General features: G+C 66.7%; 24 protein-coding genes. 5 read left to right on the forward strand and 19 right to left on the reverse strand.

Features of this window, described 5'->3' with window-relative positions:
- Positions 1 to 118: 118 nt before the first annotated feature.
- The 10 genes from bpln_RS17705 to ada all read right to left on the reverse strand — a co-directional run bounded on the left by bpln_RS17705 (position 119) and on the right by ada (position 11,977).
- Positions 119 to 1,309, reverse strand: a complete 1,191-nt coding sequence (locus bpln_RS17705) for an MFS transporter (RefSeq protein WP_148654041.1) — start codon at positions 1,307 to 1,309, stop codon at positions 119 to 121.
- A 208-nt stretch (positions 1,310 to 1,517) separates the two neighbouring features.
- A complete protein-coding gene (locus bpln_RS34130) occupies positions 1,518 to 1,922 on the reverse strand; it encodes a GFA family protein (RefSeq protein ID WP_080937257.1) in 405 nt (134 codons plus the stop codon).
- 101 nt (positions 1,923 to 2,023) lie between these two features.
- Entirely contained in the window at positions 2,024 to 2,425 is a 402-nt protein-coding gene (locus bpln_RS17710) for a cupin domain-containing protein (protein WP_042626316.1), read from the reverse strand.
- A 99-nt stretch (positions 2,426 to 2,524) separates the two neighbouring features.
- Positions 2,525 to 3,187, reverse strand: coding sequence for a maleylacetoacetate isomerase (gene maiA / locus bpln_RS17715; RefSeq protein ID WP_055139573.1), 663 nt, complete (start codon positions 3,185 to 3,187; stop codon positions 2,525 to 2,527).
- Positions 3,188 to 3,212: 25 nt separating this feature from the next.
- Positions 3,213 to 5,132: an FAD/NAD(P)-binding protein gene (locus bpln_RS17720; protein WP_055139399.1), complete on the reverse strand. Its 1,920-nt coding sequence runs from the start codon at positions 5,130 to 5,132 to the stop codon at positions 3,213 to 3,215.
- Positions 5,133 to 5,149: 17 nt separating this feature from the next.
- The gene (locus bpln_RS17725) at positions 5,150 to 6,034 is read right to left on the reverse strand and encodes an N-acyl homoserine lactonase family protein (protein WP_055139400.1); all 885 of its coding nucleotides are present in this window, start codon (positions 6,032 to 6,034) and stop codon (positions 5,150 to 5,152) included.
- Positions 6,031 to 7,425 (reverse strand): KamA family radical SAM protein, encoded by a 1,395-nt coding sequence (locus bpln_RS17730; protein ID WP_042626320.1) that lies wholly within the window; start codon positions 7,423 to 7,425, stop codon positions 6,031 to 6,033. Before bpln_RS17730 ends, bpln_RS17725 begins: the two co-directional genes overlap by 4 nt.
- Before the next feature lie 707 nt (positions 7,426 to 8,132).
- The gene (gene gshA, locus bpln_RS17735; RefSeq protein ID WP_055139401.1) at positions 8,133 to 9,746 is read right to left on the reverse strand and encodes a glutamate--cysteine ligase; all 1,614 of its coding nucleotides are present in this window, start codon (positions 9,744 to 9,746) and stop codon (positions 8,133 to 8,135) included.
- Positions 9,747 to 9,896: 150 nt separating this feature from the next.
- Positions 9,897 to 10,892, reverse strand: coding sequence for a DNA-3-methyladenine glycosylase family protein (locus tag bpln_RS17740; protein WP_055139402.1), 996 nt, complete (start codon positions 10,890 to 10,892; stop codon positions 9,897 to 9,899).
- Positions 10,889 to 11,977, reverse strand: a complete 1,089-nt coding sequence (ada, locus tag bpln_RS17745; protein ID WP_042626323.1) for a bifunctional DNA-binding transcriptional regulator/O6-methylguanine-DNA methyltransferase Ada — start codon at positions 11,975 to 11,977, stop codon at positions 10,889 to 10,891. The genes bpln_RS17740 and ada overlap by 4 nt, the downstream gene beginning before the upstream one ends.
- 506 nt (positions 11,978 to 12,483) lie before the next feature.
- Here ada and bpln_RS17750 point away from each other — a divergent pair.
- On the forward strand, positions 12,484 to 12,900 hold the full coding sequence (locus bpln_RS17750) for a VOC family protein (RefSeq protein WP_042626324.1): 417 nt from the start codon (positions 12,484 to 12,486) through the stop codon (positions 12,898 to 12,900).
- Positions 12,901 to 12,985: 85 nt separating this feature from the next.
- On the opposite strand, the gene bpln_RS17755 is transcribed toward bpln_RS17750, so the two are convergent.
- Positions 12,986 to 13,540 carry a YaeQ family protein gene (locus tag bpln_RS17755; protein ID WP_042626325.1) on the reverse strand — a complete coding sequence of 185 codons (555 nt, stop codon included), beginning with the start codon at positions 13,538 to 13,540 and terminating at the stop codon, positions 12,986 to 12,988.
- A gap of 227 nt (positions 13,541 to 13,767) precedes the next feature.
- Positions 13,768 to 14,118 carry a surface attachment protein Sap1 gene (gene sap1 / locus bpln_RS17760; RefSeq protein ID WP_055139403.1) on the reverse strand — a complete coding sequence of 117 codons (351 nt, stop codon included), beginning with the start codon at positions 14,116 to 14,118 and terminating at the stop codon, positions 13,768 to 13,770.
- A gap of 406 nt (positions 14,119 to 14,524) precedes the next feature.
- Between sap1 and bpln_RS37185 the strand changes: the two genes are divergently transcribed.
- The gene (locus tag bpln_RS37185) at positions 14,525 to 14,695 is read left to right on the forward strand and encodes a hypothetical protein (protein WP_042626327.1); all 171 of its coding nucleotides are present in this window, start codon (positions 14,525 to 14,527) and stop codon (positions 14,693 to 14,695) included.
- Positions 14,696 to 14,821: 126 nt separating this feature from the next.
- Here the strand turns inward: bpln_RS37185 and bpln_RS17765 are convergent, their stop codons facing one another.
- Positions 14,822 to 15,769 (reverse strand): cupin domain-containing protein, encoded by a 948-nt coding sequence (locus bpln_RS17765; protein ID WP_055139404.1) that lies wholly within the window; start codon positions 15,767 to 15,769, stop codon positions 14,822 to 14,824.
- A 214-nt stretch (positions 15,770 to 15,983) separates the two neighbouring features.
- Here bpln_RS17765 and bpln_RS17770 point away from each other — a divergent pair, with 214 nt between their 5' ends.
- On the forward strand, positions 15,984 to 16,958 hold the full coding sequence (locus bpln_RS17770; RefSeq protein WP_042626329.1) for a LysR family transcriptional regulator: 975 nt from the start codon (positions 15,984 to 15,986) through the stop codon (positions 16,956 to 16,958).
- Here bpln_RS17770 and bpln_RS17775 read toward each other — a convergent pair whose 3' ends face one another.
- Both bpln_RS17775 and mnmE read right to left on the reverse strand, forming a co-directional pair.
- Positions 16,959 to 17,240: a hypothetical protein gene (locus bpln_RS17775; protein WP_226993581.1), complete on the reverse strand. Its 282-nt coding sequence runs from the start codon at positions 17,238 to 17,240 to the stop codon at positions 16,959 to 16,961.
- Positions 17,241 to 17,445: 205 nt separating this feature from the next.
- The gene (mnmE, locus tag bpln_RS17780) at positions 17,446 to 18,864 is read right to left on the reverse strand and encodes a tRNA uridine-5-carboxymethylaminomethyl(34) synthesis GTPase MnmE (protein WP_042626330.1); all 1,419 of its coding nucleotides are present in this window, start codon (positions 18,862 to 18,864) and stop codon (positions 17,446 to 17,448) included.
- A 337-nt stretch (positions 18,865 to 19,201) separates the two neighbouring features.
- Between mnmE and bpln_RS17785 the strand changes: the two genes are divergently transcribed.
- Together bpln_RS17785 and bpln_RS17790 are read left to right on the forward strand one after the other, a co-directional pair.
- A complete protein-coding gene (locus bpln_RS17785) occupies positions 19,202 to 19,618 on the forward strand; it encodes a transcriptional regulator (protein WP_042626796.1) in 417 nt (138 codons plus the stop codon).
- Between the two features lie 415 nt (positions 19,619 to 20,033).
- A complete protein-coding gene (locus bpln_RS17790) occupies positions 20,034 to 20,453 on the forward strand; it encodes a transcriptional regulator (RefSeq protein WP_055139405.1) in 420 nt (139 codons plus the stop codon).
- 164 nt (positions 20,454 to 20,617) lie between these two features.
- Here bpln_RS17790 and yidC read toward each other — a convergent pair whose 3' ends face one another.
- From yidC to rpmH, 4 genes are all read right to left on the reverse strand, one after another.
- Positions 20,618 to 22,279, reverse strand: a complete 1,662-nt coding sequence (gene yidC / locus bpln_RS17795) for a membrane protein insertase YidC (RefSeq protein ID WP_055139406.1) — start codon at positions 22,277 to 22,279, stop codon at positions 20,618 to 20,620.
- An 8-nt stretch (positions 22,280 to 22,287) separates the two neighbouring features.
- The gene (gene yidD / locus bpln_RS34135; protein WP_208459462.1) at positions 22,288 to 22,554 is read right to left on the reverse strand and encodes a membrane protein insertion efficiency factor YidD; all 267 of its coding nucleotides are present in this window, start codon (positions 22,552 to 22,554) and stop codon (positions 22,288 to 22,290) included.
- Positions 22,555 to 22,622: 68 nt separating this feature from the next.
- A complete protein-coding gene (gene rnpA, locus bpln_RS17800) occupies positions 22,623 to 23,096 on the reverse strand; it encodes a ribonuclease P protein component (protein WP_055139407.1) in 474 nt (157 codons plus the stop codon).
- A gap of 16 nt (positions 23,097 to 23,112) precedes the next feature.
- Entirely contained in the window at positions 23,113 to 23,247 is a 135-nt protein-coding gene (gene rpmH / locus bpln_RS17805; protein WP_004198824.1) for a 50S ribosomal protein L34, read from the reverse strand.
- Positions 23,248 to 23,564 lie beyond the last annotated feature (317 nt).

Genomic DNA, 23,564 nt, shown 5'->3' on the forward strand with positions numbered 1-23,564 from the left:
CGCGGTGCCGGCAAGGCACACGTCGAGCTGGAGCCCGATCCGGGCCAGACGAGACAGATTCCCGCCTGGCGCCGGCGCCGCGATCAAGCCGGCACGTCCAGCCCCCGCGCTGCCTCCACTAGCCGCGCCTGGACGGCGCCAGCACCCGCTTCGAACGCGCGACGAGCGGCACGATCGCCACCAGCGCGGCGACCGCCGCGATGGCAAAGGGAGGCGCGCTGGTGGCGCCGGCCACGACGCCGCCCACCGGGCCGCCCAGCGCCAGCCCGAGATCCCATGCCGACGTCATCAACCCCAACGCCGCGGTTCGCTCGTGCGAGGAAGCCGTCTCCGTCACAAGGCTGGCGAGGCAGGGGTAGAGCATCGACGCGCCGGCACCGGCCAGCCCGGTGCAGATGAAGGCCGACCAGACATCGGTGATGGCGAACAATCCGAACAGGCCGGCGGCTTCGACGATGACCGCGAGGATCAGCACGGTGGGCGCTCCCAGGCGGTCCACCACGGGACTGCCGAGAAAGCGCGCGAGCATGAACGTGATGCCGAACACCGCCAGCGCGAATTCCTGGCCCGGCAGATGAAGCGCGAGAAAGCGCGGCACCAGGAACGCGGCTATCACGCCATATCCGAAACTGGCAAACGCCATCGAGGCCCCGGGCGCCCACGCCGCGCGCGGGAAGATCGCGCGGCGGCCGTCCTGGCTCGGCGGCGGCGCCGGGGTACGGGGGCTGCGCAGCAGGAGCAGCCATGCCACCACGGGCAGCACGCAGGCCACCACCCACACCGCCGTATATCCGCGCAGAGCCAGTATCGCGGCGCCGAGGATCGGGCCGCCGGCCAGACCGGTCCACATCGACAGGCCGAAGTGGCCGGCAATCTTGCCGCGCCGCGCCGGATCCGCGTTGGAGAGCACCCAGCCGATCGCCGCCGTGTACAGCGCGCCTTCTCCGAGGCCGAGGATCACGCGCGCGACGACCAGCGTCGGGATGTTCGTGGCGACCAGATGCGCCAGCCCGCCGATCGAGCCGAGAATCGAGCCCATCATGACTACGGGCCTGCCGCCGCGCTGGTCGGCAAGACGGCCGGCGATCGGCCGGATGACCATGCTGGCGAGCGACCCGATCGTCACCGCCAGCCCGGCCTCGATGGCGTTCGCCGCCATGTGCTCGCGAGCGTAAGTCGGAATGACCTGGATGGTCATGCCGATCGCGGTATATCCCAGGAAGCAGGCGGCCCACAATGCCCAGTAGGGAAACGCTACCGCCGCGGTGCCACCCGCATTGCCGGTGGATCGATTTGTCGTCTGTTTCACTGGTAAGTCTCCATTACCTTTTCGTCGCCGCGTCTGAGTGGCAAGGTGCGTGGACGGCGTTCGCGAGTACTGATTGATCGCGATCTCCGTTCGACGCGCATCGGGATGCGTTTCGATCTACGAGACGGGGCCGGCTGTCAATGATCCCGCCGAGCGGGCCGAACGTACCGAGCAGGCCGAGCGTGCCGTTTCCACGCGGGCAGCGCATTCAAGGCTCCTGCGCAAAGCGCGTCGTGCCGGTCACCGGAGCAAGCCATTCCAGCGAATGTTCGGTATGTATTTCGACTCGTGGTTGCAGCCCGTCCAGATTGTCCAGCGTTCCGGCTTTTACAATCACCTTGCCGGGCGCCGCGGCAATTTTCGCAAAGATCGGGGACCCGCAGTTACCGCAAAAATGGCGGTGTACCGGATTTCCGCTACTTCCGGTGTCCATGAAAAGCCTGGTTTCACCGTTTTGTTCAAAATCCGTTTCCTTGATGGCCAGGTTGAACGAGAACGGACTTCCACTCAATTTCCGACAATGCGTGCAGTGGCAAATCGTAATGACGCGCGGCTCGCTTTTCAACACATAACGCACCGCGCCACACAAACATCCGCCTTGACGATCCGGCATGACGCCTCCTTCCCTTTATTGACGACGACCGCGCCAATCAGGCGTCGAATTATTTTCCTGATTGGCACGGTCATTCGGCCATCTTTACCGCATGCGCCGAATTACCGGACTTCCGCGCTGCCCACCACCTTGGCGACCGGCTCGCCGTCTCGCTGAATGAATACGCACAGCAGTTTCATCGGCTTGTCGCCCAGCACGCGCGCGAAATGCTCGTCCTGGTCGGTAACCAGATAGGACATGCCGGGCGTGAACCGCTGATCCGGCTTGCCCTTGGTGACGAGATCGAATTCACCCTCGAGAACGTAGGTGATCTCGAGGCCCGGGTGAATGTGCGGCGACGCGCTGGTCCCGGCCGGCAGGTTGATGACGTTGACGCTGACGGTGTAATCCTTCGGGAAGCTGGTCTTTTGCAGCACCGTGCGCTTGATGCCTCCCTGAACGTAGGAGGATCCCACCGCCGCGGTCAGCGCAGCTTCTTCTTCTCTCGATTTAAGCTCTTCCATGCTGTTTCTCCATGCTGGTTCAAAAAAGAAGTACCCACTCTCGACAACTACTCGCCACTATCGCGACAAGAATCTGTTTGATGCTTCAAGGCTTGACGGTCAGCCGACCGTCGATGCGTCCACGCGTGAAAACGGTGTATAGATCTCGCCATAGGCTTGTGAAAAGGCCGGTAGATCCATGCACGCGTCGGTGATTCCGGTGAGGGTCGGCCACGCATCGAATTGCAGACCCAGCCGGCGCGCCGTGAAGACCTGCGGAACCAGCGCGATATCGGCCAGCGTCGGCTGATCGCCATGACAAAATCGGCCGGTTTCCGCGCTTTTTTCCAGCAGGGCTTCGAAAGCCCCGAAGCTCTCCCGGAACCAGTGAAACCGCCACTCCCGGATGTCGGAATCGTCGTGCCGCAGCGTCTGTTTCAGATAATTGGCCACGCGCATCGACGTCACCGGATGCGTATCCGCCGCGATCAGCTGCGATAACGCCCGCACCCTGGCTTCGCCGAGCCGATCCTCGGGAAGCAGCGGCGGGTCCGGATAACGCGCGTCGAGGTATTCGATGATCGCCAGCGACTGGGTCAAAACCGCATCGGGCATTTCGAGCGAGGGCAGCAGCCCCTGCGGATTGATCGCCAGATAATCCCGGGCGCGGTGTTCTCCGCGCGAAAGATCGTGCGATCGGGTTTCGTACCGGACGCCCTTCAGATTGAGCGCAATCCGCACCCGAAACGACGCCGACGATTGCTGGAAGCCATGTAGCGTAATCATTGCGATTCTCCTGCTGGAAAGCTCAGGCAATCGCCGGCAAGGTGGTGGCCGGGCCGTCCGCCGACGACGGCGCGCGGTCGCTCTTTCCGGCCGGGCCGTGCGGATCGTCGTCGCGGGTGAGGGCCGCGATGGCGTCCAGCAGCTCGATCACGCAGCGCTCGGCGTCGAGCGTCTGTCGCGACGTGATTTGCGGGCGCGGCAGCGCATGCGTGTAGAAATGCGGCCCCTCGACCAGAAATCCGATCGCCCACAGGTTGCGTCGCACCTCGCCCGACGCGCCCACCGGGTGCAGCGCCGCATCGATTTCGATGCCACCCGGGTGGTAGTCGCCGTTCAGATAAGGACGGACCAGGCCGCGCTTCACCAGGTTGGCCGTCAGTCGGGACGCGTCGGTCAACGGCGAATAGGCGTCGAGCCGCGCGATCACCAGCGCATCGGCATAGGTATGCTCGGTGTGATTGGCATAGGCGGCCTCGATCCGGAAGCTCGCGTGCGCATCGTCGGCGACGACGCGCGCGCCGGGACCGCCCGCGATGTCGATCAGGCCGGCTTCCTGCAGCGCCAGGAATTCCACGTTGCGCTGTTTCGGCGGACCAAACGAAACGCGGTTGGTGGTCGCGTTGAAGTCCTCGACGAAATAGCGATGCGAATCCGGCGTCAGGCCGCCGTATTCCACCGCCACCCGCAGTGCTTCGCGCGTGTCGCGCAACACGTCGGTGGCCGCCTTGACCGGGCTGGAGAGGTTGCCCTTGAATGCTTCGTCCAGATCGTCCCGCAGCAGCTTGTCGAAGAACTCGCGGAACGCGCTGAACGAGTCGAAGCGCTGCCCTTTCAACGGCCAGAGAATCGCGTCGATCGCCCGCAGCTCGTCCGGCGTCGGCTCGAAGCCGTCGACGTCGATCTCGCGGCCTTCGCGTGCCGTGCGATAGGCGTAAGCCATCTCCTTGATGGCCAGCGGCACGACCTCGCTGCGGAAGTCGATCCGCGAATCGCCGGTTGCCAGCAGCGCCGCCCGTCGTTTGGCTTCGACCGCGTCCTTCGTGAAGAAACGCGCGCGGTGGCGCCCGGCGATGCCTTTCTGGTTCACGCCGCGCGCGGCGAACGGCAGGCAATTGCGGGAAAACAGCACGATGTGAGGCTCGAGCCCGGAGCGCAGGTAGCGCAGCCGGCCGTCTTCCTCGACATAACGCCCGCCGCGCCCCAGCGTGAGCGACGAGATGACATCGTGCGCGGTCAGCCCGAAGCCCTGCACCGCGACGGTGGCGGCGGGCCAGATGGCGTCGAGCGTCTCGACCGGATAGGGCGACGCAAAATAGCCGAGGCGCGGGTTGTGTCCGAGATGGCGTTCGACGAACGCGCTGAACCTCCGGTCCTCCTCGGTGGGTTTGCGTCGGCCATGACCGGTGGTGAGGAACACGTAGTCGACGCTGCGCGCGTCACCGCCCTCGGTGACCACATCGAAACGGCCGTCACGTTCGACCAGATCGACAACCTGCATGCGCCGGTGCGTCACCTGGATGTTGTCCGGCAGGCCGGCCACCACGCGCTGATACACCCACGACAGATACTCGCCTAGCAAGCTGCGCGGCAGATGGTCGGCCTGCGTGATCGCCACGCCAGCGTCGTCAGGCGGATTGCGCACGAAGCGGTCCGCCACGCGCCGGTAGCCGCTGGCATGCGCCCACTGCACGAGCGATAAATCGTCGTCGCCGCCGGCCACGCTCGTCGGCGCGAACATGGTGACCTGCGAGGCCACCGTGTTGATCAACAGATGATCGGGCTGGTCCGAGCGATGCACGCCCTGCCCGCCTTCTCCGCAATCGAATACCTCGATCTGCAGCGAGACGCGCTCCGACAGCCGGCCGGCATGCTCCAGCAGGCGTTCGAGAATGGTCAGGCCGCGCGGCCCCATGCCGACGATCGCAATCTGAATCTGCTTCATCTCTGAGCTCCTCCCCGTCAGTTCACGACGGACACGGAATCCGATCCCTGCGGCTCGGTGTCGGCGCTGCGGGGCGCCGCGCGCGGCGCGACCGGCGGCCGATGCAGTTCGGCGATGTCGGTTTCGCCCGGCCACGCCGGAAAGCGGGCAAGCACCGCCGGATCGTGTCCCGGGATGATGTGGTCCGGGCCGTCGGCGAGGTGCTCGATGCGCTGGTGCGCATCCAGCATGCGCGCCACGTCGTACACGATGGGGAACGGCCGGCGCGAGCGCAGGTTGTCCCAGTAGTGCGCCGCGTCGCTCGCCAGCACGACCCACCCGCGGCCGGTCCGTACCCGGACCACCTGCAGCCCGGCGGTATGGCCGCCAAGCAGATGTACGCTGACGCCCGGCGCGATCTCCTTGTCCCCGTCCACGAAGCTCACGCGCCCCGCATACAGGCGCTCGATGGTCTGCGCCACGTCACTCGCCTCGAACGGCTTTCTCAGCACCGCATGGCACATGCAACGGCCGGTGCAGTAGGCCATCTCCGCTTCCTGCAGATGCAGCGTGGCGTTCGGAAACGCCGCGATGTTGCCGGCATGGTCGTAATGCATGTGAGTGATGACGATGTCCTCGACGCTGCCCGCATCGACGCCGAGCGTACCCAGCAGGTCGAGCGGCGAGTGCAGATAGCGCCGCTTCCTGCGCACCGCCATCTCGGCGGTGAATCCCGTGTCGACCAGGATGGTGCGCTCGCCGCACCTGAGCAGCCAGGTATAGAAGTCGAGCGGCATTTCCATGCCGTCGTGCGGATCCTCGCCCAGGTAGTTCTCGTCGCTCGTTCGCCCCTCGTGCCTGGCATAACGCAACGCGAACACTTCCCACTCGGGAGCGGCCGCCCCGCCATTGCGGTCGCTCATTGCATCACCTCCAGCTCGTCGGGCAGCGTGCCGCTGCCGCCGTGCGCGGCGCCGACCTGCGTGACGGGAATCACGTGCGAGCGAGCCGCCGGCTCCTGCTCGAAGAAGAACCGCTCCTCGCCGAACGCCGGCACGAGATCGTCGAGCCAGCTCGCCTGCGGATCGAACTTCGCATAGAACGGGCGACGCACCCAATCCGCGCGGCGCGCCTGCAGGAATTGCAGGGCAAACACCTTCTCACCGGCGATGTCGACGATCCCGTCGATCATGACCTTGCCCGGCATCGTGCTCATCGACGGCCCGCGCACCGTGCGCGCCAGCCCGCCGGTGAGCTGGTAGGCCGCCTGGAAGATCTCGTAGGCACGCGCCAGCGGCAGCTTGAAGTAGTCGCTCGGCCCCGTGTCGCGTTCGACGAACATGTAGTACGGAATCGCGCCCAGCCGCACGCCCGTGGTCCACAGCTGGGCCCAGCCCGCCGGGTCCTCGTTGATGTGGCGGATCAGCGGCGCCTGGATCCGCACGGTCGCGCCGGTCGCGATGATGCGGCGCACGGCACGCTGCGCGATGGGGTGCTGCAACTCGCGCGGATGGTTGTAGTGGCCCATGATCGCGAGATTGCGGCCCGCCTTCACGACCTTTTCGAACACGCGCAGCAGATCGTCCGAGTCCTTGTCGCTGACGAAGCGCAGCGGCCAGTAGGCGACCGATTTCGTGCCGATGCGAATGTTCTGGATATGCGCGAGGTCCGGCGCCAGCAACGGCTCGAGATATTCGGCCAGCGACTTCGCGCTCATGACGAGCGGATCGCCGCCGGTGATCAGCACGTCGGTCACGTCCGGATGCCGCCGCAGGTAAGCCACGAGATCGTCGGTGGCGCGCGCGTCGAACTTCAGCTCGTCCATTCCCACGAACTGCGGCCACCGGAAACAGAACGTGCAATAGGCGTGGCAGGTTTGTCCCGCGGCCGGGAAAAACAGCACGGTCTCGCGATATTTGTGCTGCAGGCCCGACAGCGGCCGGCCGTCGAGATACGGCACGTTGTGCGTCATCTGGCCCGCCGGATGCGGGTTCATCCGCATCCGGATCGTGTGAACGACACGCTCGATCTCCGCGTCGGGAGCACCGGCCGAGATCAGGTCGCGCAAGGTCTCGTACTCGTGCTCGCGCAGCATGTCGCGGTGCGGGAACGTCAGCCGGTATATCGGATCATCGGGGATCCTGTCCCAGTCGATCAGTTCGTTCAATACGTAGGGATTGACGCGAAACGGCATCACGCGGGAAACGACCTTGACCGCTTCCTGCAGGTCCGGCGAGAGCTTTGCCCATTGGGGCGAATCGACAATCGTATGTCGCGTGTACGGCTTGAATTTAGACAATTGGTCCAGGTTCATCTGAATTCCTCCGAAGCATGTGGCCGCGCCGAACGAGTTTCCAATCCCGTTCGGACGCCGCTGATTACCTGTGGAAATGCAACGCAACGGACCGCATTGTCATTGAGGCTTTCAATTCGAAACAGTCGTTAGATTACGTGAGGGTTTTCAGAAGTCCGCTCCATAATTTGCCTGCAACATTTCCGCTTCTTCGATTCATGAACCGGACGCCAAGGCCATGACAGGAAAGGGTTTCATGCGTGGCGGCAGGTTTTTCAAGCGATAAAAAAATGAAAATCGTCATTGAAACTGGCGCGAATTCAGCGGGTCGATACCTGTTTTATTTTGATAGTCGCTTTGCCGCCTGCCAGCCGCCCCGATAATCAATTGATTTTGTAATTAATAGACATCGGATAGCCATTGGCTCACGCCGTCATGGCTGTAATCGTCAATTGACAATACACGGCAACAGGCGGGAGGCCGGTTTGGCGGATATCAACCCGGCGACGCGGCGGAATGCGCGCAGGTTGTATCAACCGATCAGATCGGGAATGGTTTCCGCAATGGGGTGCCGGACGGCCCGCCTGATTTGCCCGGAAACGGTATGAAGTTCGTGCTTCTCTTGTCGTTTTTTTGCACGTGATCGCCGGAAGCCGTTCAGCAGGCAACGCGATCCGCCAGACGTTTCATCGGGATCGTTGTGCTCACCACGATCCCGGCAAGCTGCCTCAAACGCTGAACCGGTTCAGCGTATAAGCACGATACGCCGCCACGAACGCATCGAACGACCCGGCGTCCTTGCTTTCGATCTCGGCCTGCTCGGCGAGCGAGCGCTCGGCCTGCTCACGCGCCTCGGCCAGTGCCGCCGCGTCGAGCGGCCGTGCCCGGAAGTACTCGGCGTGCGCCTCGCTATGCCGCCGCGCGAAACCGAGGAACGACTCGCCGCGCTCGCGCATCTCGCGCAGCACGCGCGCCGAAGGCGTCTTGTCGGCATCCTCGAGCTTCTCGCGCTGCGCCGCCACCGCGCGCGCATGCACGTCGTCGCCGCGGATCTCGTCGAGCACGCGCGCCGCCGCTTCGATCTTCGCGAACACGTCCTCGGCCCAGGCCCGCATCGCCACCGGCACGCCGTCGCGCGTCAGCTCGAGTCCGGGCTTGCGGCCTTCCATCGTCACGCGGCCGAAGTTCGCGTTCGCCTCGCGGTACGCATCGCATTCGAGCTTCGCGCTGTCGTCGAGCGCGCAGACGAGCAGGTAGGCATCCATGAAACGCGCGGTCTCGAGCGCGATCCCGGTCGGCTCGAACGGGTCGATGTCGAGGCAGCGCACCTCGATGTACTGCACGCCGCGCGAGGCCAGCGCATGCAGCGGCCGCTCGCCCGAGTACGTCACGCGCTTGGGCCGGATCGTCGAGTAGAACTCGTTCTCGATCTGCAGCACGTTGGTGTTGAGCTGGATCCACTCGCCGTCGCGATGCGTGCCGATCGCCTCGTAGGCCGGATACGGCTCGCTGACGGCTTTCGACAGCGCGTCGAGATAGGTGTCGAGCGAGTTGTAGTCGGCCACCAGCGCCGCCTGCGCGGTGGTGTTCGAGTAGCCGAGGTCGCTCATCCGCAGGCTCGTCGCGTAGGGCCGGTAGGACGTCTCGGCGTCGAACGCCTCGAGCGTGCTGTCGCGCCCGCGCAGGAACGCCTTGTCGAGCGCCGGCGACGCGCCGAACAGATACATCAGCAACCAGCTGGTGCGGCGGAAATTGCGGATCAGCGCGAGATACCGTTCGGACTGGTAATCGACGAGCGACGCGGCCGATTGCGCATGCTCGTGCAGGCGCCGCCAGACGTCCTCGTGCAGCGAATAGTTGTAGTGAATCCCCGCGATGCACTGCATCGTGCGGCCGTAGCGATAGGCGAGGCCGCGGCGGTACACCGTCTTCAGCCGCCCGATGTTCGAGGTGCCGTAGTCGGCGATCGGAATCTGGTCGTCGGCCGGGAGCTTGCCGGGCATCGATTCGTTCCACAGCATCTCGTCGCCGAGCGAGGCATAGACGAAGCGGTGCAGGTCGTCGAGACGGTCGAGCGTGATCGCGGCATCACGTTCGGCCGGCGTGATCAGCTCGATCAGCGACTCCGAATAATCGGTGGTCAGCGAAGGATGGGTGAGCGCGGAACCGAGCGCGCGCGGATGCGGCGTCATCGCGATCATCCCGTCGCGCGACACGCGCAGGCTTTCCTTTTCGATGCCGCGCAGACCGTCAACCAGACGCTCGCGCGTCGGCCCGTTGGCCAGGACGGCGAGACGTTGCTGCAGCAGGTCGGTGTGGCTGGAAGTCATCTTGTTCGACATGGATGCACAGGTGCGGGCATGGCGGCTCGCTGCCATGCGCGCCGCCCGCCGGGATTGACGGTAGCGGGCACTTTAACATCTCGCCGTGACGCTCGCTTGAGGCGCCTCCGGTTTGCGCCAAAGCCTTGCTGCGCGGGGCTTCCGGCCGGCTCAACCACCGCGCGCGGCCCCCAGCCGATCGGCGATTTCATTCCACAGATGCATCGCCGCGTAGGCGCGCCACGGGCGCCATGCGTCGCTGCGCAGGCGCTGGCTCGCCGGCCGCGTGAGCGCGGGATCGCGCGCGACGATCGCCTGCATCAGCACCAGGTCGGTGGCCGGCCACGCGTCGGCGTCGCGCCATGCGCGCATCGCGATGTATTCGACCGTCCACGGCCCGATGCCGGGCAGCGCGAGCAGCGCCGCGCGCCGCGTCGCGAGGTCGACCGCCGTGCCGTCGATCGGCACCTCGCCGGCGGCGACGGCGCGCGCGACACCTTGCAGCGCGGCGATCCGCTTGCCCGGCATGCCGATGCCGTCGAGATTCGCGGCGGCCAGCGCGGCCGGCTCCGGAAAGCGCCAGCCGACGGCCGCATGCGGCGGCGTCGCGAGCGGCTCGCCGACGGCCCGCACCAATCGTCCGATGATCGTGGTGGCCGCCTTCACGCTGATCTGCTGGCCCACGATCGCGCGCACCACGAGTTCGAACGCGGACCAGGCGCCCGGCACGCGCAGCCCCGGCGCGGCGGCGACGAGCGGGGCGAACCACGCGTCGCGCGACAGGTGCGCGCCGAGCGCGAGCGGATCGGTCTCGACGTCGAGCATCGCCGACAGCCGTGCGACCAGCGCGGCGTCGGCGTGCCGGGCGGCCTCGCCGTCGATCGTCGCGACGAGACAGCGCCGCCGCGGATGACGGCGCACCGTCAGCACGCCGCTCGCGCCGCGATAATCGATCGCGCGCAGATAGGCGCCGTCGGCCGCGGTCTCGACGCCCGGCGACGCCCGCCCGCCCAGGAAGCGCAGCACGCGCGGCCAGTCGTAGGGAGACCTGAACGGCAGCGCGATCGCGACGCGCGCGGCGGCGGCCGGCTCCGCGTCCGGGCCTGCGTCGAAGTTCGTCTCAGGCGCGTTCGCGTCGCGGCCGACGGCCGGTGCCGCGCGCGTCATGCGGCGTCGTCGAGCGACAGCGCGGCCGGCTCGCCGGCTGCGTGCCGCGCCTCGGCCGCGAGCAGCGCCGCCTTGCGCGCCGGCCCCCAGCGATAGCCGGCGAGCGCGCCGCCCTTCTGCACGACGCGATGGCACGGGATCGCGAGCGCGACGGGATTGGACGCGCAGGCATTCGCCACGGCCCGCACCGCGCGCGGCGAGCCGACCGCCTCGGCGATCTGCGCGTAGCTGCGCGTCTGGCCGTAGGGAATCTTCTGCAGCGCTTCCCATACGCGCTGCTGGAACGCCGTCGCGCTGATGTCGAGCGGCAGCGCCACCTGCTCGCTCGCGCCGCGCAGATAGGCATCGATCTGCGCGAGGAACGGCGCGAGCCGCTCGGGCGCCGCCACGCATTCGGCATTCTCGAATTTCGCCGTCAACGCGTCGACGAGCGGCGCAACCGCGTCATCAAACGCAATCTGGCAGATGCCGCGCGCGGTGGCGCCGACCAGCACGTGGCCGAGCGGCGTCGGCGCGGTGGCGTACTCGATGCGCAGCCCCGCGCCCTTGCGGCGAAAATCGGACGGCGCCATGCCGAGCTCGCGCGGCACCGCCTCGTAGACGCGCGACGACGACTGATAGCCGGCATCGACCGCCGCGCGCGTGACGGCCGCGCCGCCTTGCAGCGCGTCGCGCAGCGCCGCGCCGCGCCGGGCCGCCTGGTATTGGCGCGGCGTCACGCCGACCACGCGCTTGAACAGCCGTTGCAGATGGAACGGGCTCACGTGAACCGCCGCACTCAGTTCGGCCAGCGTCGCCCGATCGCTCGCGTCGAGCACCGCGCAGGCGCGCCGCGCGATCTCGATCTCGCGCGGCTCGCGCTCGGGCTGGCAGCGCTTGCAGGGCCGGAACCCGGCCTCGCGCGCCGCGGCCGGTGCATCGAAGAACGCGACGTTCTCGCGACGCGGCATGCGCGATGCGCAGCTCGGGCGGCAGAACACGCCGGTGGTCCTCACCGCGTAGAAAAACGCCCCGTCCGCCTCGGCGTCGCGTGCGACGAGAGCGGCCCAGCGCGCTGCATCGGTCGAATACTCGGAGGAATGCATGATCGTCTCGCAAGGACAGTGGGAATGACTCGACTCTACGCGGCAGGCCGCGCGCTGCCTGCCGGATTCTTGCTCTGTGATTCGCGCTGATGCGAGCCGCTTCGGGGCGCCCCCGCGCGCGGCCGTGAGGGGCACGATCGCCGCGGTCCCGGCCCGGATCGCGGTCATCCGCCAAGCGAAACCACCAACCCATTTCATCAGGCTTTGCCGCAGCGCGTGATCGGGCCAAAACAGTGCGACAGAATGACTCTTTAACGCTTTTTTACGTTCCGATTATTGCGTCGCAGCATCCTCGTGTGTATAGTTGGAACTGTCTCCTCCATGTCTCCTCCTGATATGGATTAAGCCCGCTCCCCTTGAGCGGGCTTTTTTTCGTCCATCGTTTCCCGATCCCAGATTCTGCACCGATCGCGTGCGGCTCGCCCGGCGCCACGACAACGCGGCGGCCATCCCGATCGACTAGACTCGACGCATCGAAACGCATAGCGCGACAGGAGACACTTCCGATGACACCCCGCATTCTCGGCATCGATCACGTCGTGCTTCGCACCGTCGACGTGGCGGCGATGACGCGTTTCTATTGCGACGTGCTCGGCTGCCACGTCGAGAAGACGCAGCCCGAACTCGGGCTCGTGCAGCTGCGCGCGGGCGCGTCGCTGATCGACCTGCTCGCGCGCGACGCGCCCATCGACCGCGCGGACAACGGCTTTCCCGGCGCCGGCCGCAACCTCGATCATCTCTGCCTGCGCATCGATCCGTTCGATGCCGACGCGCTGCGCGCCCACCTCGCCGCGCACGCGGTCGAAACCGGCGACGTCGCCGAGCGTTACGGCGCGGACGGCTACGGGCCGTCGCTCTACCTGTTCGATCCGGAGGGCAACATGGTCGAATTGAAGGGGCCGCCGCGCGCCGCGCCCGGCTGAAGCAGCGCCCTCACCGCCATGAAGGCGGCCGAACCTGGAGACAACACCGACGACACGGCGCGCGCCGCGGGCCGGCACTCGGCAATCAGCCTTCCGCGCGCGGCTTCAGCACCGTCCATTCGATCGCGACCGGATCGTGCGCGGCGCTCGACAGCCACGCGGTGCCGTCCTGGATCGTGCATTGCAACCGCATCGTGCGTTCGGCCAGCGCGCCGAGCGCCTCGGCCGTGCCCTCCACGAGCGACAGCACGCGCACGTTGCGCAGACGCTCCACCTTGCTGCGCACGCCCTGCCACCAGATTTCCGAGGTCCGGCCGCCGTAGGCGATCACGTCCACTTCGGTCGAACGGCCGCTCGCCTTCGCGATGCGCCGCTCCTCGGGCTGGCCGACGTCGATCCATGCCTCGATCGCGCCCGTCAGGTCCTTCAGCCAGAGATCCGGCTCGTCGGTGTCCGACAGCCCCTTGCAGAACTCGAGGCGCTCGTGCGCGAACAGCGCGAACGCGGCGATCCGCACCATCATCCGCTCGTCCGTCTCGGACGGATGGCGTGCGACGGTGAGCGAGTGGTCGGCGTAGTAGTGCCGGTCCATGTCTGCGATTTGCAGTTCAGCCTTGTAGATCGTCGATTTGAGCGCCATCCGGTATCGTGCCGCTGGGGGCGAAGGGTTCGGTCGGGCCGTGATGATACCGAATGCGCGAGGCAGGCGCCGGGGAATGCGGAGATCGGACCGCGCGACGAAGCGGCCGGCACGCGCGCCGGGCCGGCTGGCGGCCGACGAAGCGGCGGCAAGCCGAAGCGCGGGAAGCGAAGGAAACCGGCTGCTTTATCGACGCATCAACACATCAGACGCATCGACGCGCCGGCTCAAGGCCGAACCGGACGAACGAAGCGCACGTCGGTCCAGAGCCCCTGCTGGTCGCTGTTGTCCGCACTGACGAACTGCACGTCGTCGCGATCGACGCTGACCACGCGGAAGCGCGCGCCATCCGGCACGGCCAGGCAGCGATAGTCGTCGAAATACTGCTGTTTCGCCTGCGCGCGGCCGTCACGCTCGTGCGAGAGCACGGAATCGAGGTTGTCCTTCGACAGGCAGCCCCAGGCGTCCTTCGCCAGATGCACCTCCTGGCGCGGCTTCAATACGACGTCGCCGCCTGCCTGGGCGACCGCGGCCACACCGCTCATCAACGCAATCGCGAAACCGATACGCCTGATCATGTCGTCCCCTCCTGACGCGCGGTGCGCCGGCTCATTTAGCTAATTGGTTACAGACATCGGCCGGCCCGCATCCCTACATGCTAGAAAACCCGCGCTCGCTCGCCAAGTGCAATCGTTGTGCGGATGCGGCAGGCGCGCGGCGGCGCCGGCCCATCCCGCAGACGAAAGCGCGCCGCGACGGCCGGTGCGCCGCGATGCAGCGCGCCTCGCGGCCGGTGCCGGTGCCTGCTGCGGCGCACATTCACGCCCCGCGAAACCATCGCTTCGCAATCCTGCCTGCCGGCATCGAGGGCAGGAACGCCATTCTCCGCGCGCCGGCATCGAGAAAATCCGAACGCGCAGCGCGCGCACTACCTAGAATGAACTGTGTATCGATACGCAGCCAGTCAGCCGCGCGGAGGCAATCGTGGTCGAACAAGTGATCCTGGGCATCTTCCTGGTGCTGCCACTCGTCATCGTGGCGGCGCTGTTCTCCGACGAGCTGTGGCAGGAGCACCGCCGGCGACATCCGCGCGACGAGCACGCCGCGCACATCGACTGGCGCCATCCACTCAAGCACTGGCGACGCGGGCACTGAGCCGTTCACCGTTCGCGTCGGCGTCGATGCGCTCACCACGCGATTCCATCGCGCCGCACCGGCGCGCCCGGGTTATCTCGCCGAACGCCTCGCGTGTTGGGCTCGTCGCCCCTCGCCCGACCGCCCTCAACGCGCGAAGCGAATGTCGAGCGCGCGCAGGTAGGTTTGCAGCCCCGCATCCTGCAGCGGGATCACGTAGGCGGCCTCGTTCGATTCGTTGAAGTGCGCATGCCAGTAACCAGGCGGCGTGACGAACGCCATGCCCGGCGTCCAGTCCACGCGCTCGGCGTCGACGATGTTGCCCCCGGCGTCCAGTTCCGTGCCGACCAGCGTGTACACGCCGGGCCGGCAATCCGGAATGAAATCGAGCGCGATCGACTGGTGCCGGTGCGGCTTCTGCACGCTGTTCGGCGCGATTGTCCCGAACATCGCCCACATCGAATGCGTGACCGTGCGCGTCTGCGGAAAATGGCGGTTGCCGAGCAGCACGCTCACGCGGTTGCGCAGCGCGGCGCCCGGCGCCGTCGCCACCTTCTCGAGTTCCGCCCGGGCGCGGGCGGCCGGATAGAGCGTCGGCGCGAAGCGCGGCTGCGCGATGCCGGCGCCGAGATAGGCGAGCAGCGGCGCGTCGCTGACGTAGTAGAGGCGCGCGGTCGAATCGGCGCGAATCACCGCCGGCGCGCCGCCCGGCAGCGAGAAGAAGTCCCCCTGGCCGAAACGGAACGCGCTGTCGCCCTGCGCGACCGAGCCCGCGCCGTCGAGCACGTAGCACACCTGCGAGGTCGCGTCCGGATCGACCTCCACCTGCTCGCCCGCCACGATGCGCACGAAGCTCGCCATCAGGCCCGGCCCGGTCGCCGGATACTCGCAGCCGAGTTCGGCGGACAGGTCGAGCGGGACGATGCGCGTCGGCCCGCTGTCGTAGAGCGACGCGGCGAACGTCCGGTACGGCACGCGCGAGATCAGCTTCGCGCCGATCGGGTTGGCCGACGAGGTGTATTCGAAATACTCGGCGTCGAGCATGGCGCGTTCGTCGTCGAGTTGCAGCGTGGGGGGCAGGGTCTTGTCGAGCATGGTTCCGGCTCCTTCGGAAGTGGGGAGGATGCGGATCGGTGGCCGCCGACGGCATGGCACCGACCATGGCACCGACTATAGGAGCCGCCCCGCGGGCAACGGAATCGCCCGGAACGGAAATGAGCTTTGCACAAAGGGGATAACCCGACCGGCCGGCTTGCCCTAAACTGCGCAGGACGAAACAGCGGCCCGCGACCCGGCGCGGCCGATTTCCATGGACTATTTCTCCGCCATCCGCGCCTTCCTGTTCGCCGCCGAATCGGGCAGCTTCAGCAAGGCCGCGGCCAGGATCGCGGTCAAGACCTCGACCGTCTCGCGCTACGTGACCGAACTCGAACGCGATCTCGGCATCGCGCTGTTCAATCGCTCCACGCGGGGCCTCGTGCTGACCGAGGGCGGCCGGCTGTTCCGCGAGCATGCGCTGGTCGTGATGAGCGCGCTCGACGAGGCGCGCGAGGCGACGTCGTCGCTGAATGCGTCGCCGCGCGGGCTGCTGCGCGTGACGATGCCGCGCGCGTTCGGGCTGCGCCACGTGATCCCGCACCTGCCCGAATTCGCCGAACGCTATCCGGGGATCGACGTCGACGCGGTGATGACCGACTCGACGCTGAACCTGATCGACGCCGGTATCGATCTGGCGATCCGGATCGGCGCCCTGCCCGATTCGCAATTGATCGCGCGGCGGCTCGCCATGCATCGGCGCGTGATCTGCGCGAGCCCCGCCTACGTCGAGCGGCACGGCGCGCCGGCCACGCCCGAAGCGCTCGCCGGCCACGCGACGCTGCGGTTTCCGTTGGTGCCCGACGATCGATGGTGGTTCATCCCGCGCGCGGCGCGGGCCGGGCACGCGGCGCGGGAAACCGGCGACGCCAGCGTCGATTCACCGGGCAAGGCGAAGGAAGTGTCGGTACGGCTCAGCGGCCGGCTGCGGGTGGACGACGCCGAAGCACTGCGCCAGCTGGCGATCGCCGGGTGCGGCATCGCTTTGCTGCCCGGCTGGGCGGTCGGCAGTGCGCTGCGCGACGGCAGCCTGCTGCATCTGCTGCCCGACTGGGATGCGCAGGCCACGCGCGCGGCGTCGGCGATCTGGGCCGTCTATCCGCCGAAGAAAACCGTGTCGTCGAAGGTGCGCGCCTTCATCGACTTCCAGGCCGAGGTATTCGCGCGCCCCGGCTACTGGGATCTCTGATCAGTCGCCGCGCTGCAGCCGTTCCTCGTACTGCCGCTCCTGACGCACGCGTTCGTCGTGGATGCGCTGCTCCTGCTGGTGCTGGTAACGCAGGCGATCGTAGCGGCGCTCTTCCTGATAATGGCGTTGCGCGCGTTCGTAGTCTTGCTGGTCGTTGACGCGAAGAAAGCCGGCGGCGGCCGGCGCGTCGTTCGCGAATGGGGTCAGGGCGAAGGCCTGGGTCGAGGCGAACCATAACGCCAGGGCCAGGCATCCCGTTGCTGCCGATACACGTAAAGACATGGGCATTTCTCGAGCAGGACGAGGAATGACCGTAGCACTCGGGGCGAACCGGGGCCGGCCAGTGGCGAAGTTGGCTGCGGAAACGCGAACCGGTGGTTCGTCACGCGGCAAACGAGCGAACGGCCCGCGCACAGCCTTGCAGGCTACCGATATGCCTGCCCCGCCGTGACGAAACCCTGCCGCTGATTTCACGGCGCGCGGTCGCTCATTTGCCAATACAAAACCGGCTGAAAATCACCCCCAGCAAATCGTCGGAAGTGAATTCCCCGGTAATCGCATTGAGTTGCTCCTGCGCGAGTCGCAATTCTTCCGCGAACAGGTCGAGCGCCTGGGCGTTCTGGTCCGCATGGCTCGCCGCCAGCGCCAGATGGTCCTGCGCCGCGCGCAGCGCGATCAGATGCCGTTCGCGGGCGAGATAGACGCTCTCGGCGCCGGCCTGCCAGCCGGCGATTCGCAGCAGCTCGGCGCGTAGCAGGTCGATCCCGTCGCCGCGTTTCGCGGACAGCCGGACCTCGCTGAGATCGAGCCCGCCGGCGGCGCCCGCGTCCGCTTCGGCGCCGACATGCGCGACCGACGGCGCCGCGTCGATCAGATCGGTCTTGTTGAACACGCGCACGACCGGCACGCCGGCCGGAAAGCGCCCGGCAATCGCGCGGTCGTCCGCACCGAGCCCCTCGCGCGCGTCGAGCAGATGCAGCACGACATCGGCGCGCCCGATCTCGTCCCAGGTCCGCGCGATGCCGATCTTCTCGACCTCGTCATCGGTTTCGCGCAACCCGGCCGTATCGATGATATGCAGCGGAATCCCTTCAACCTGGATCGTCTGCGCGACCTTGTCGCGCGTGGTCCCGGCAATCGGCGTGACGATCGCGAGCTCCGCGCCGGCCAGGGCGTTCAGCAGCGACGATTTTCCGACGTTCGGCTGCCCGGCCAGCACCACCGACAGCCCCTCGCGCAGCAGCGCGCCCTGGCGCGCGTCGCCGAGCACGCGCGCGAGCTGCTCGCGAATCCGCGCGAGCTTGCCGCGCGCGTCGGCGGCCTCGAGGAAATCGATCTCTTCCTCGGGGAAATCGAGCGTCGCCTCGACCAGCATGCGCAGCCCGATCACGTCGTCGACGAGCGCGCGGATGTCGCGCGAGAACGCGCCGTCGAGCGAGCGCCCGGCCGAGCGCACCGCCGCCTCCGTGCTGGCCTCGATCAGGTCCGCGACGGCCTCGGCCTGCGCGAGATCGAGCTTGTCGTTCAGGAACGCGCGGCGCGTGAACTCGCCGGGCTCGGCGAGGCGCACGCCGTGGGCGCGGCCCGCGTCGAGGCAGCGCTGCAGCACGAGCTGCAGCACGATGGGACCGCCGTGGCCCTGCAGTTCGAGCACGTGTTCGCCGGTATACGAGTTCGGCGCCGGGAAATTGAGCGCGATGCCGCGATCGAGCGCTTCGCCCGCGCCGTCGAGAAACGGTACGTAGCTCGCGTGGCGCGCGGCGAGCAGTTGCCCGCACACGGCCTGCATCAGCGCCTCGGCCGCGCTCGCGCCGGCGCGGCCGAACGAGATTCGCACCACCCCGATCCCGCCGCGCCCGGACGCGGTGGCAATGGCAACGATCGGGTCGGAATCGGTAGTCAGCATCGGGAAAATCGCGGGGAGGAATACGAAACGGGCCGGTGTCGCGGTGACGCAGGCAGAACGCCCGCATTGTAGCGTGCCGGCCCCGATGCGGCCGACCGCGGCCGGCGCGCCACGCGGCACCTGCCGGCTCGGCCGGCTTTAGCCAGTTCAGGCTAAATTCGAGGCAAATCTGGCGTGGGGGCGCCACGTTATTCCAATTATTTCCGGCGTTTCCCCTCAATTTATGAGATAAAAGCGCGAATGAATCGGCTGACCCGCCAATCTTGCGTCACCCCATGAGATAGATATGGCGCGTCCGGTTGTCATCGAACCGGCGCCCGGATTGCACAATCTGCGCATGCCGACATTCGAAGAAAAAGCGGCGTTCTCCGAACGCCTCAAATTCGCGCTACTCCGTAGTCCGGAGAAGGTCTCTGGCGCGACGGAACTCGCGCTGCATTTCAATTTGCGCCATCACGGCGAACACTCGGTTTCGCCGCAAACCACGCACAAATGGCTGACCGGCCGCACCATTCCGACCGCGGACAAACTCGCGACGCTCGCCGCCTGGCTACGCGTCGACCTGCACTGGCTTCACTACGGCCCGCCACCGAGTACGAGCCCGCATGGCACGCCGCGGCCATTGCCGCGCGACGAGCGTTATCCACCCACGCCCGAAACCATCGAACTCGCGACGAAGATCGAAGCGCTGTCGTCGCATCATCGCTATCTGGTTCAGGAACTGATCGAGCAGTTCTACGGCGACGCGCCTTGAGGGCGACGCGAGCGGTGCTCGCGTCTTGTCAGCCGACGGCTGCTGCGAAATGCCGCACACTGATCGGCCGGGACGGTCGCCGCTTCCCAAGGGTTCGCGACGCTTGACTGTTAGTTGCATAAAGGAACACGGCACCGCAGTCTTCGTAGACGTCGAGCCGACTCGCAGCCGTCAAGCGCTCCGGCTCTCGCGCTGGCTCCACGACGTGACGTTCTCTTGAACACGCTAAATTCCGGATATGTCAGGATCGCCCATACGAGGCTATCACTTCGCATTCACCTCGCATGCCAAGGTACTTACGAGACAACGGCCGGCATGCGCTTCATCATGGTTTGGTTGAATCTACGCTCATTTGAGATAGATGTAGCGCGACCAGTTGTCACTGGCGGCGGACGCCGCTTGCACAATCGTCCGCATGCCTACGCCCGAGGAAAAAGCGGCGTTCTCCGAACGTCTCAAATTCGCCCTGATGCGCAGCCCGGAAAAAGTGTCGGGCGCGACGGAGCTCGCGTTGCATTTCAATCTCCGGCATCACGGCGAGCAACCCGTCTCGCCGCAGACCGCGCACAAGTGGCTGACCGGTCGCACCATCCCGACACCCGACAAGCTCGCGACGCTCGCCGACTGGCTGCGCGTCGATCCGCACTGGCTGCACTACGGGCCGCCGCCCGCTGCGGCGCGCCATACGCCGAAGCCGCTGCCGCGCGACGAGAAGTATCCGCCCACGGCCGAGACGCTCGAACTCGCGACGAAAATCGAGGCGCTGTCGCCGCACCACCGCTACCTCGTGCAGGAACTGATCGAACAGTTCTACGGCGACGCCTCCGAGCACTGATCCAACCGGCGCTATCCGGTTCCACTTGATCCGGACCAGCGCGCCTTCACCGTTCCCGATGCCATAAAAAAACCGCCCGGCGTTGACCGGGCGGTTTTTCGTGATGCGGAGGCAAAGCGGAGCGGCAAGCGGCGTGCGACGCAACGCCGCCGCGCCGTCAACCGTCAGGCGGCTTTCTTCTTGCCGCCGATCGCCCGCGTGATGTAGTACTGCTGCGCGATCGACAGCACGTTGTTGACCACGTAGTACAGCACGAGGCCCGCCGGGAAGAAGAAGAACATCACCGAGAACGCGATCGGCATGAACATCATCATCTTGGCCTGGACCGGATCCGGCGGCGTGGGGTTCAGGCGCGTCTGCAGGAACATCGAGCCGGCCATCAGCACCGGCAGGATGAAGAACGGATCGCGCTGCGACAGGTCATGGATCCAGAGAATCCACGGCGCGCCGCGCATTTCGACCGAGGCCAGCAGCACCCAGTACAGCGAGATGAACACCGGGATCTGGATCACCACCGGCAGGCAGCCGCCGAACGGGTTCACCTTCTCGGTCTTGTAGAGCTCCATCAGCGCCGCGTTCATCTTCTGCGGGTCGCCCTTCAAGCGCTCGCGCAGCTGCTGCATGCGCGGCGTGATTTCCTTCATGCGCGCCATCGACTTGTAGCTGGCCGCCGAGAGCGGGAAGAACACCGCCTTGATCAGCAGCGTCAGCAGCACGATCGACCAGCCCCAGTTGCCGACGTAGCTGTGGATCTTCTGCAGCAGCCAGAACAGCGGCTTGGCGATGATCGTGACCCAGCCGTAGTCCTTCACGAGGTCGAGACCCGGGGCGATGCCCTCGAGCACGCGCTCCTCTTCCGGGCCGGCGAACAGGCGCGCCGACACGTCGGCCGACTGGCCGGGCTCGATCGTCTTGACCGGCTCCTTCACGCCGACGCGGTACAGCGACGGGTCGATCTTCTCGACGTAGATGTCGCGCTTGACGCCCGCCTGCGGAATCCAGGCCGACGCGAAGTAGTGCTGCACCATCGCGACCCAGCCGTTGTCCGCCGAGGTGACGTACTCGGCCTTGTTCTTGTCGATGTCGCTGAAGGTGATCTTCTGGAAGTGCTTCTGGTCGGTGTAGACCGCCGGCCCGAGGAACGTGTGCGAGAACAGCGGCGTTTCCACCGCGGTGCTGTCGCGCACGATTTCCATGTAGACGGTGGGCGTGACGGGCACCGTGCCGACGTTGTCGATCTTGGTGTCGACGCCGATCACGTAGCTGCCGCGCGTGAACGTGTAGGTCTTCACGACCTTCACGCCGCCCTTCTCCTGCGACTCGAACGACAGCTTCAGCGTGTCCTGGCCCGCGGCGAGCGAGCTCGGGCCGCTCACCTGCGTGAACACGTCGTTGTGGTTCGGGAAGTTGCCGCCCGTCACGCCGGTGCGCGCCAGGTAGGTGTGATCCTTGGTGTGGTCGAACAGCGTGACGAACAGGTCCGGCTGCTTGCCGTCGCCTTCCTTCTTCAGCGTCAGCTTCGTCAGCGTGCCGCCGCGCGTGTCGATCTCGCCGTCATAGACGTCGGTCGAGAACGGCACCAGCTGCGCCTGCGCGATCGGCGTGGTGGCCGCGGGCGCCGTGGTCGAGGCGGCCGGCAGGGGCGCCGTCGCGCCGCTCGCCGCCGAAGCGCCGGTGTCGGCGCCGCCCTTGGAGGCCGCGACGTTGGTCTGCGTGACGTTCGGGAAGAACATCGACTGGCGTCCATGGGCACGCTGCCAGTTGTCGAACAGCATGACCGCTGACATGAAGAAGATCACCCATAGGACGGTGCGTTTGATATCCATGCGTTGTCTCAGAGTCGATGGGACGGCGCTTCAGCTTCGGTTGGAGCGCGGGGTTCGGGGTTGGGCGGCGGAACCAGATCGACGCCCCCCGCGGAAAACGGATGGCACCGGCACAAGCGCCGGGCGGCAAGGTAGGTGCCGCGCGCGGCGCCATGATACTGGATTGCCTCGCGCGCGTATTCCGAACAAGAAGGGTAAAAACGGCAACGGCTGCCGAGCAGCGGGCTCACGGCAGCCTTGTAGAAACGCAGCAACGCGATCAATACCGTTTGCATAACTGTCGACGCTTCGCGCGCCGCCATGTGGCCGGCCGGACCAGCCCGCCAGCCGAACCTCGGGAACCTCAGCCGGACGCCGGCCCGGCACTGCCGGGACCGCGCCGGGCGACCTCGCGCGCGGCCTTGTCGAGCAACTCGCGGATCTCGCCTTCGCAGAGCGCCACGAGCGGCGCCGAGGCCGCGCTCGGCATCGCCTTGCGATCGAGCCGCGCGTGCAGGCGCAGCAGGATGTCCCAGCCGGCGAACTCGGCGCGCCGCAGGCGGAACGCCTCGCGGGCGAGCCGCTTCACCAGGTTGCGCGTGACCGCGCGCGGCGCCTGTTTCTTGCCGACCACGAGGCCCAGACGCGCGGCGCCGCCCGTCGGCTTGCCGTACACCACGAAGTGTACGGAGCGCCGCCAGGGGCGCAAACGAAAAACGGATGAGAACTCATCCGTTTTCAGAAGTCGCGCAGCTTTCGGGAAGGTCGCGCCCGCCGGCAACGGATCGATGCGCGGGCTCGCGACTGCGTCGCCGGCATCGCCGCGGACGGCGGACACGGCGCTTCGCCCGGCCTTAGATGGCGAGGCGCTTGCGGCCCTTCGCACGGCGCGCGTTGATGACCTTGCGGCCACCCGCCGTCTTCATGCGAACGCGGAAGCCATGGGTGCGCTTACGGCGCGTCACGGAAGGTTGGTAGGTACGTTTCATGTTGCTCTCACTTGTTCGAGAATGTACGGAATCAGGGGACCGCGTGCCCGATCCTTCAGGCCACCGGGCGAACGCAATCGCCGAAAATCTAGGATTGGTTTTCGCGGAACCCGCTATTTAAACCGTTTTTCTGTGGATGGTCAATACTTTAGCCCCATTCGCGCGCCCTGTCCGGCGATCGCCGGCCCCACCCACCCCAACGACGCACCCCTGTGGATAACTCCCGCGTCACCGCCTTTTGGCGTTAGAATCTCGCCTTATCTCCAAGAATCCCGCACGCCGCTCCGGCTCGACCTGTGCCCAAACCCCTTGCGGCA

Source organism: Burkholderia plantarii (assembly GCF_001411805.1).
GTDB classification, from domain to species: Bacteria; Pseudomonadota; Gammaproteobacteria; order Burkholderiales; family Burkholderiaceae; genus Burkholderia; species Burkholderia plantarii.

Coding starts and splice junctions, on each gene's coding strand:
- yidD (WP_208459462.1), bottom strand. CDS start 22,554: ATGCAAACGGTATTGATCGCGTTGCTGCGTTTCTACAAGGCTGCCGTG.
- bpln_RS17775 (WP_226993581.1), bottom strand. CDS start 17,240: ATGTCTTTACGTGTATCGGCAGCAACGGGATGCCTGGCCCTGGCGTTA.
- yidC (WP_055139406.1), bottom strand. CDS start 22,279: ATGGATATCAAACGCACCGTCCTATGGGTGATCTTCTTCATGTCAGCG.
- sap1 (WP_055139403.1), bottom strand. CDS start 14,118: ATGATCAGGCGTATCGGTTTCGCGATTGCGTTGATGAGCGGTGTGGCC.
- gshA (WP_055139401.1), bottom strand. CDS start 9,746: ATGTCGAACAAGATGACTTCCAGCCACACCGACCTGCTGCAGCAACGT.
- mnmE (WP_042626330.1), bottom strand. CDS start 18,864: ATGCTGACTACCGATTCCGACCCGATCGTTGCCATTGCCACCGCGTCC.
- bpln_RS17770 (WP_042626329.1), top strand. CDS start 15,984: ATGGACTATTTCTCCGCCATCCGCGCCTTCCTGTTCGCCGCCGAATCG.
- bpln_RS34130 (WP_080937257.1), bottom strand. CDS start 1,922: ATGCCGGATCGTCAAGGCGGATGTTTGTGTGGCGCGGTGCGTTATGTG.
- bpln_RS17785 (WP_042626796.1), top strand. CDS start 19,202: ATGCCGACATTCGAAGAAAAAGCGGCGTTCTCCGAACGCCTCAAATTC.
- rpmH (WP_004198824.1), bottom strand. CDS start 23,247: ATGAAACGTACCTACCAACCTTCCGTGACGCGCCGTAAGCGCACCCAT.
- bpln_RS17765 (WP_055139404.1), bottom strand. CDS start 15,769: ATGCTCGACAAGACCCTGCCCCCCACGCTGCAACTCGACGACGAACGC.
- bpln_RS17790 (WP_055139405.1), top strand. CDS start 20,034: ATGCCTACGCCCGAGGAAAAAGCGGCGTTCTCCGAACGTCTCAAATTC.
- ada (WP_042626323.1), bottom strand. CDS start 11,977: ATGCATTCCTCCGAGTATTCGACCGATGCAGCGCGCTGGGCCGCTCTC.
- bpln_RS17710 (WP_042626316.1), bottom strand. CDS start 2,425: ATGGAAGAGCTTAAATCGAGAGAAGAAGAAGCTGCGCTGACCGCGGCG.
- bpln_RS17750 (WP_042626324.1), top strand. CDS start 12,484: ATGACACCCCGCATTCTCGGCATCGATCACGTCGTGCTTCGCACCGTC.
- bpln_RS17740 (WP_055139402.1), bottom strand. CDS start 10,892: ATGACGCGCGCGGCACCGGCCGTCGGCCGCGACGCGAACGCGCCTGAG.
- bpln_RS17730 (WP_042626320.1), bottom strand. CDS start 7,425: ATGAACCTGGACCAATTGTCTAAATTCAAGCCGTACACGCGACATACG.
- bpln_RS17720 (WP_055139399.1), bottom strand. CDS start 5,132: ATGAAGCAGATTCAGATTGCGATCGTCGGCATGGGGCCGCGCGGCCTG.
- bpln_RS17725 (WP_055139400.1), bottom strand. CDS start 6,034: ATGAGCGACCGCAATGGCGGGGCGGCCGCTCCCGAGTGGGAAGTGTTC.
- bpln_RS17755 (WP_042626325.1), bottom strand. CDS start 13,540: ATGGCGCTCAAATCGACGATCTACAAGGCTGAACTGCAAATCGCAGAC.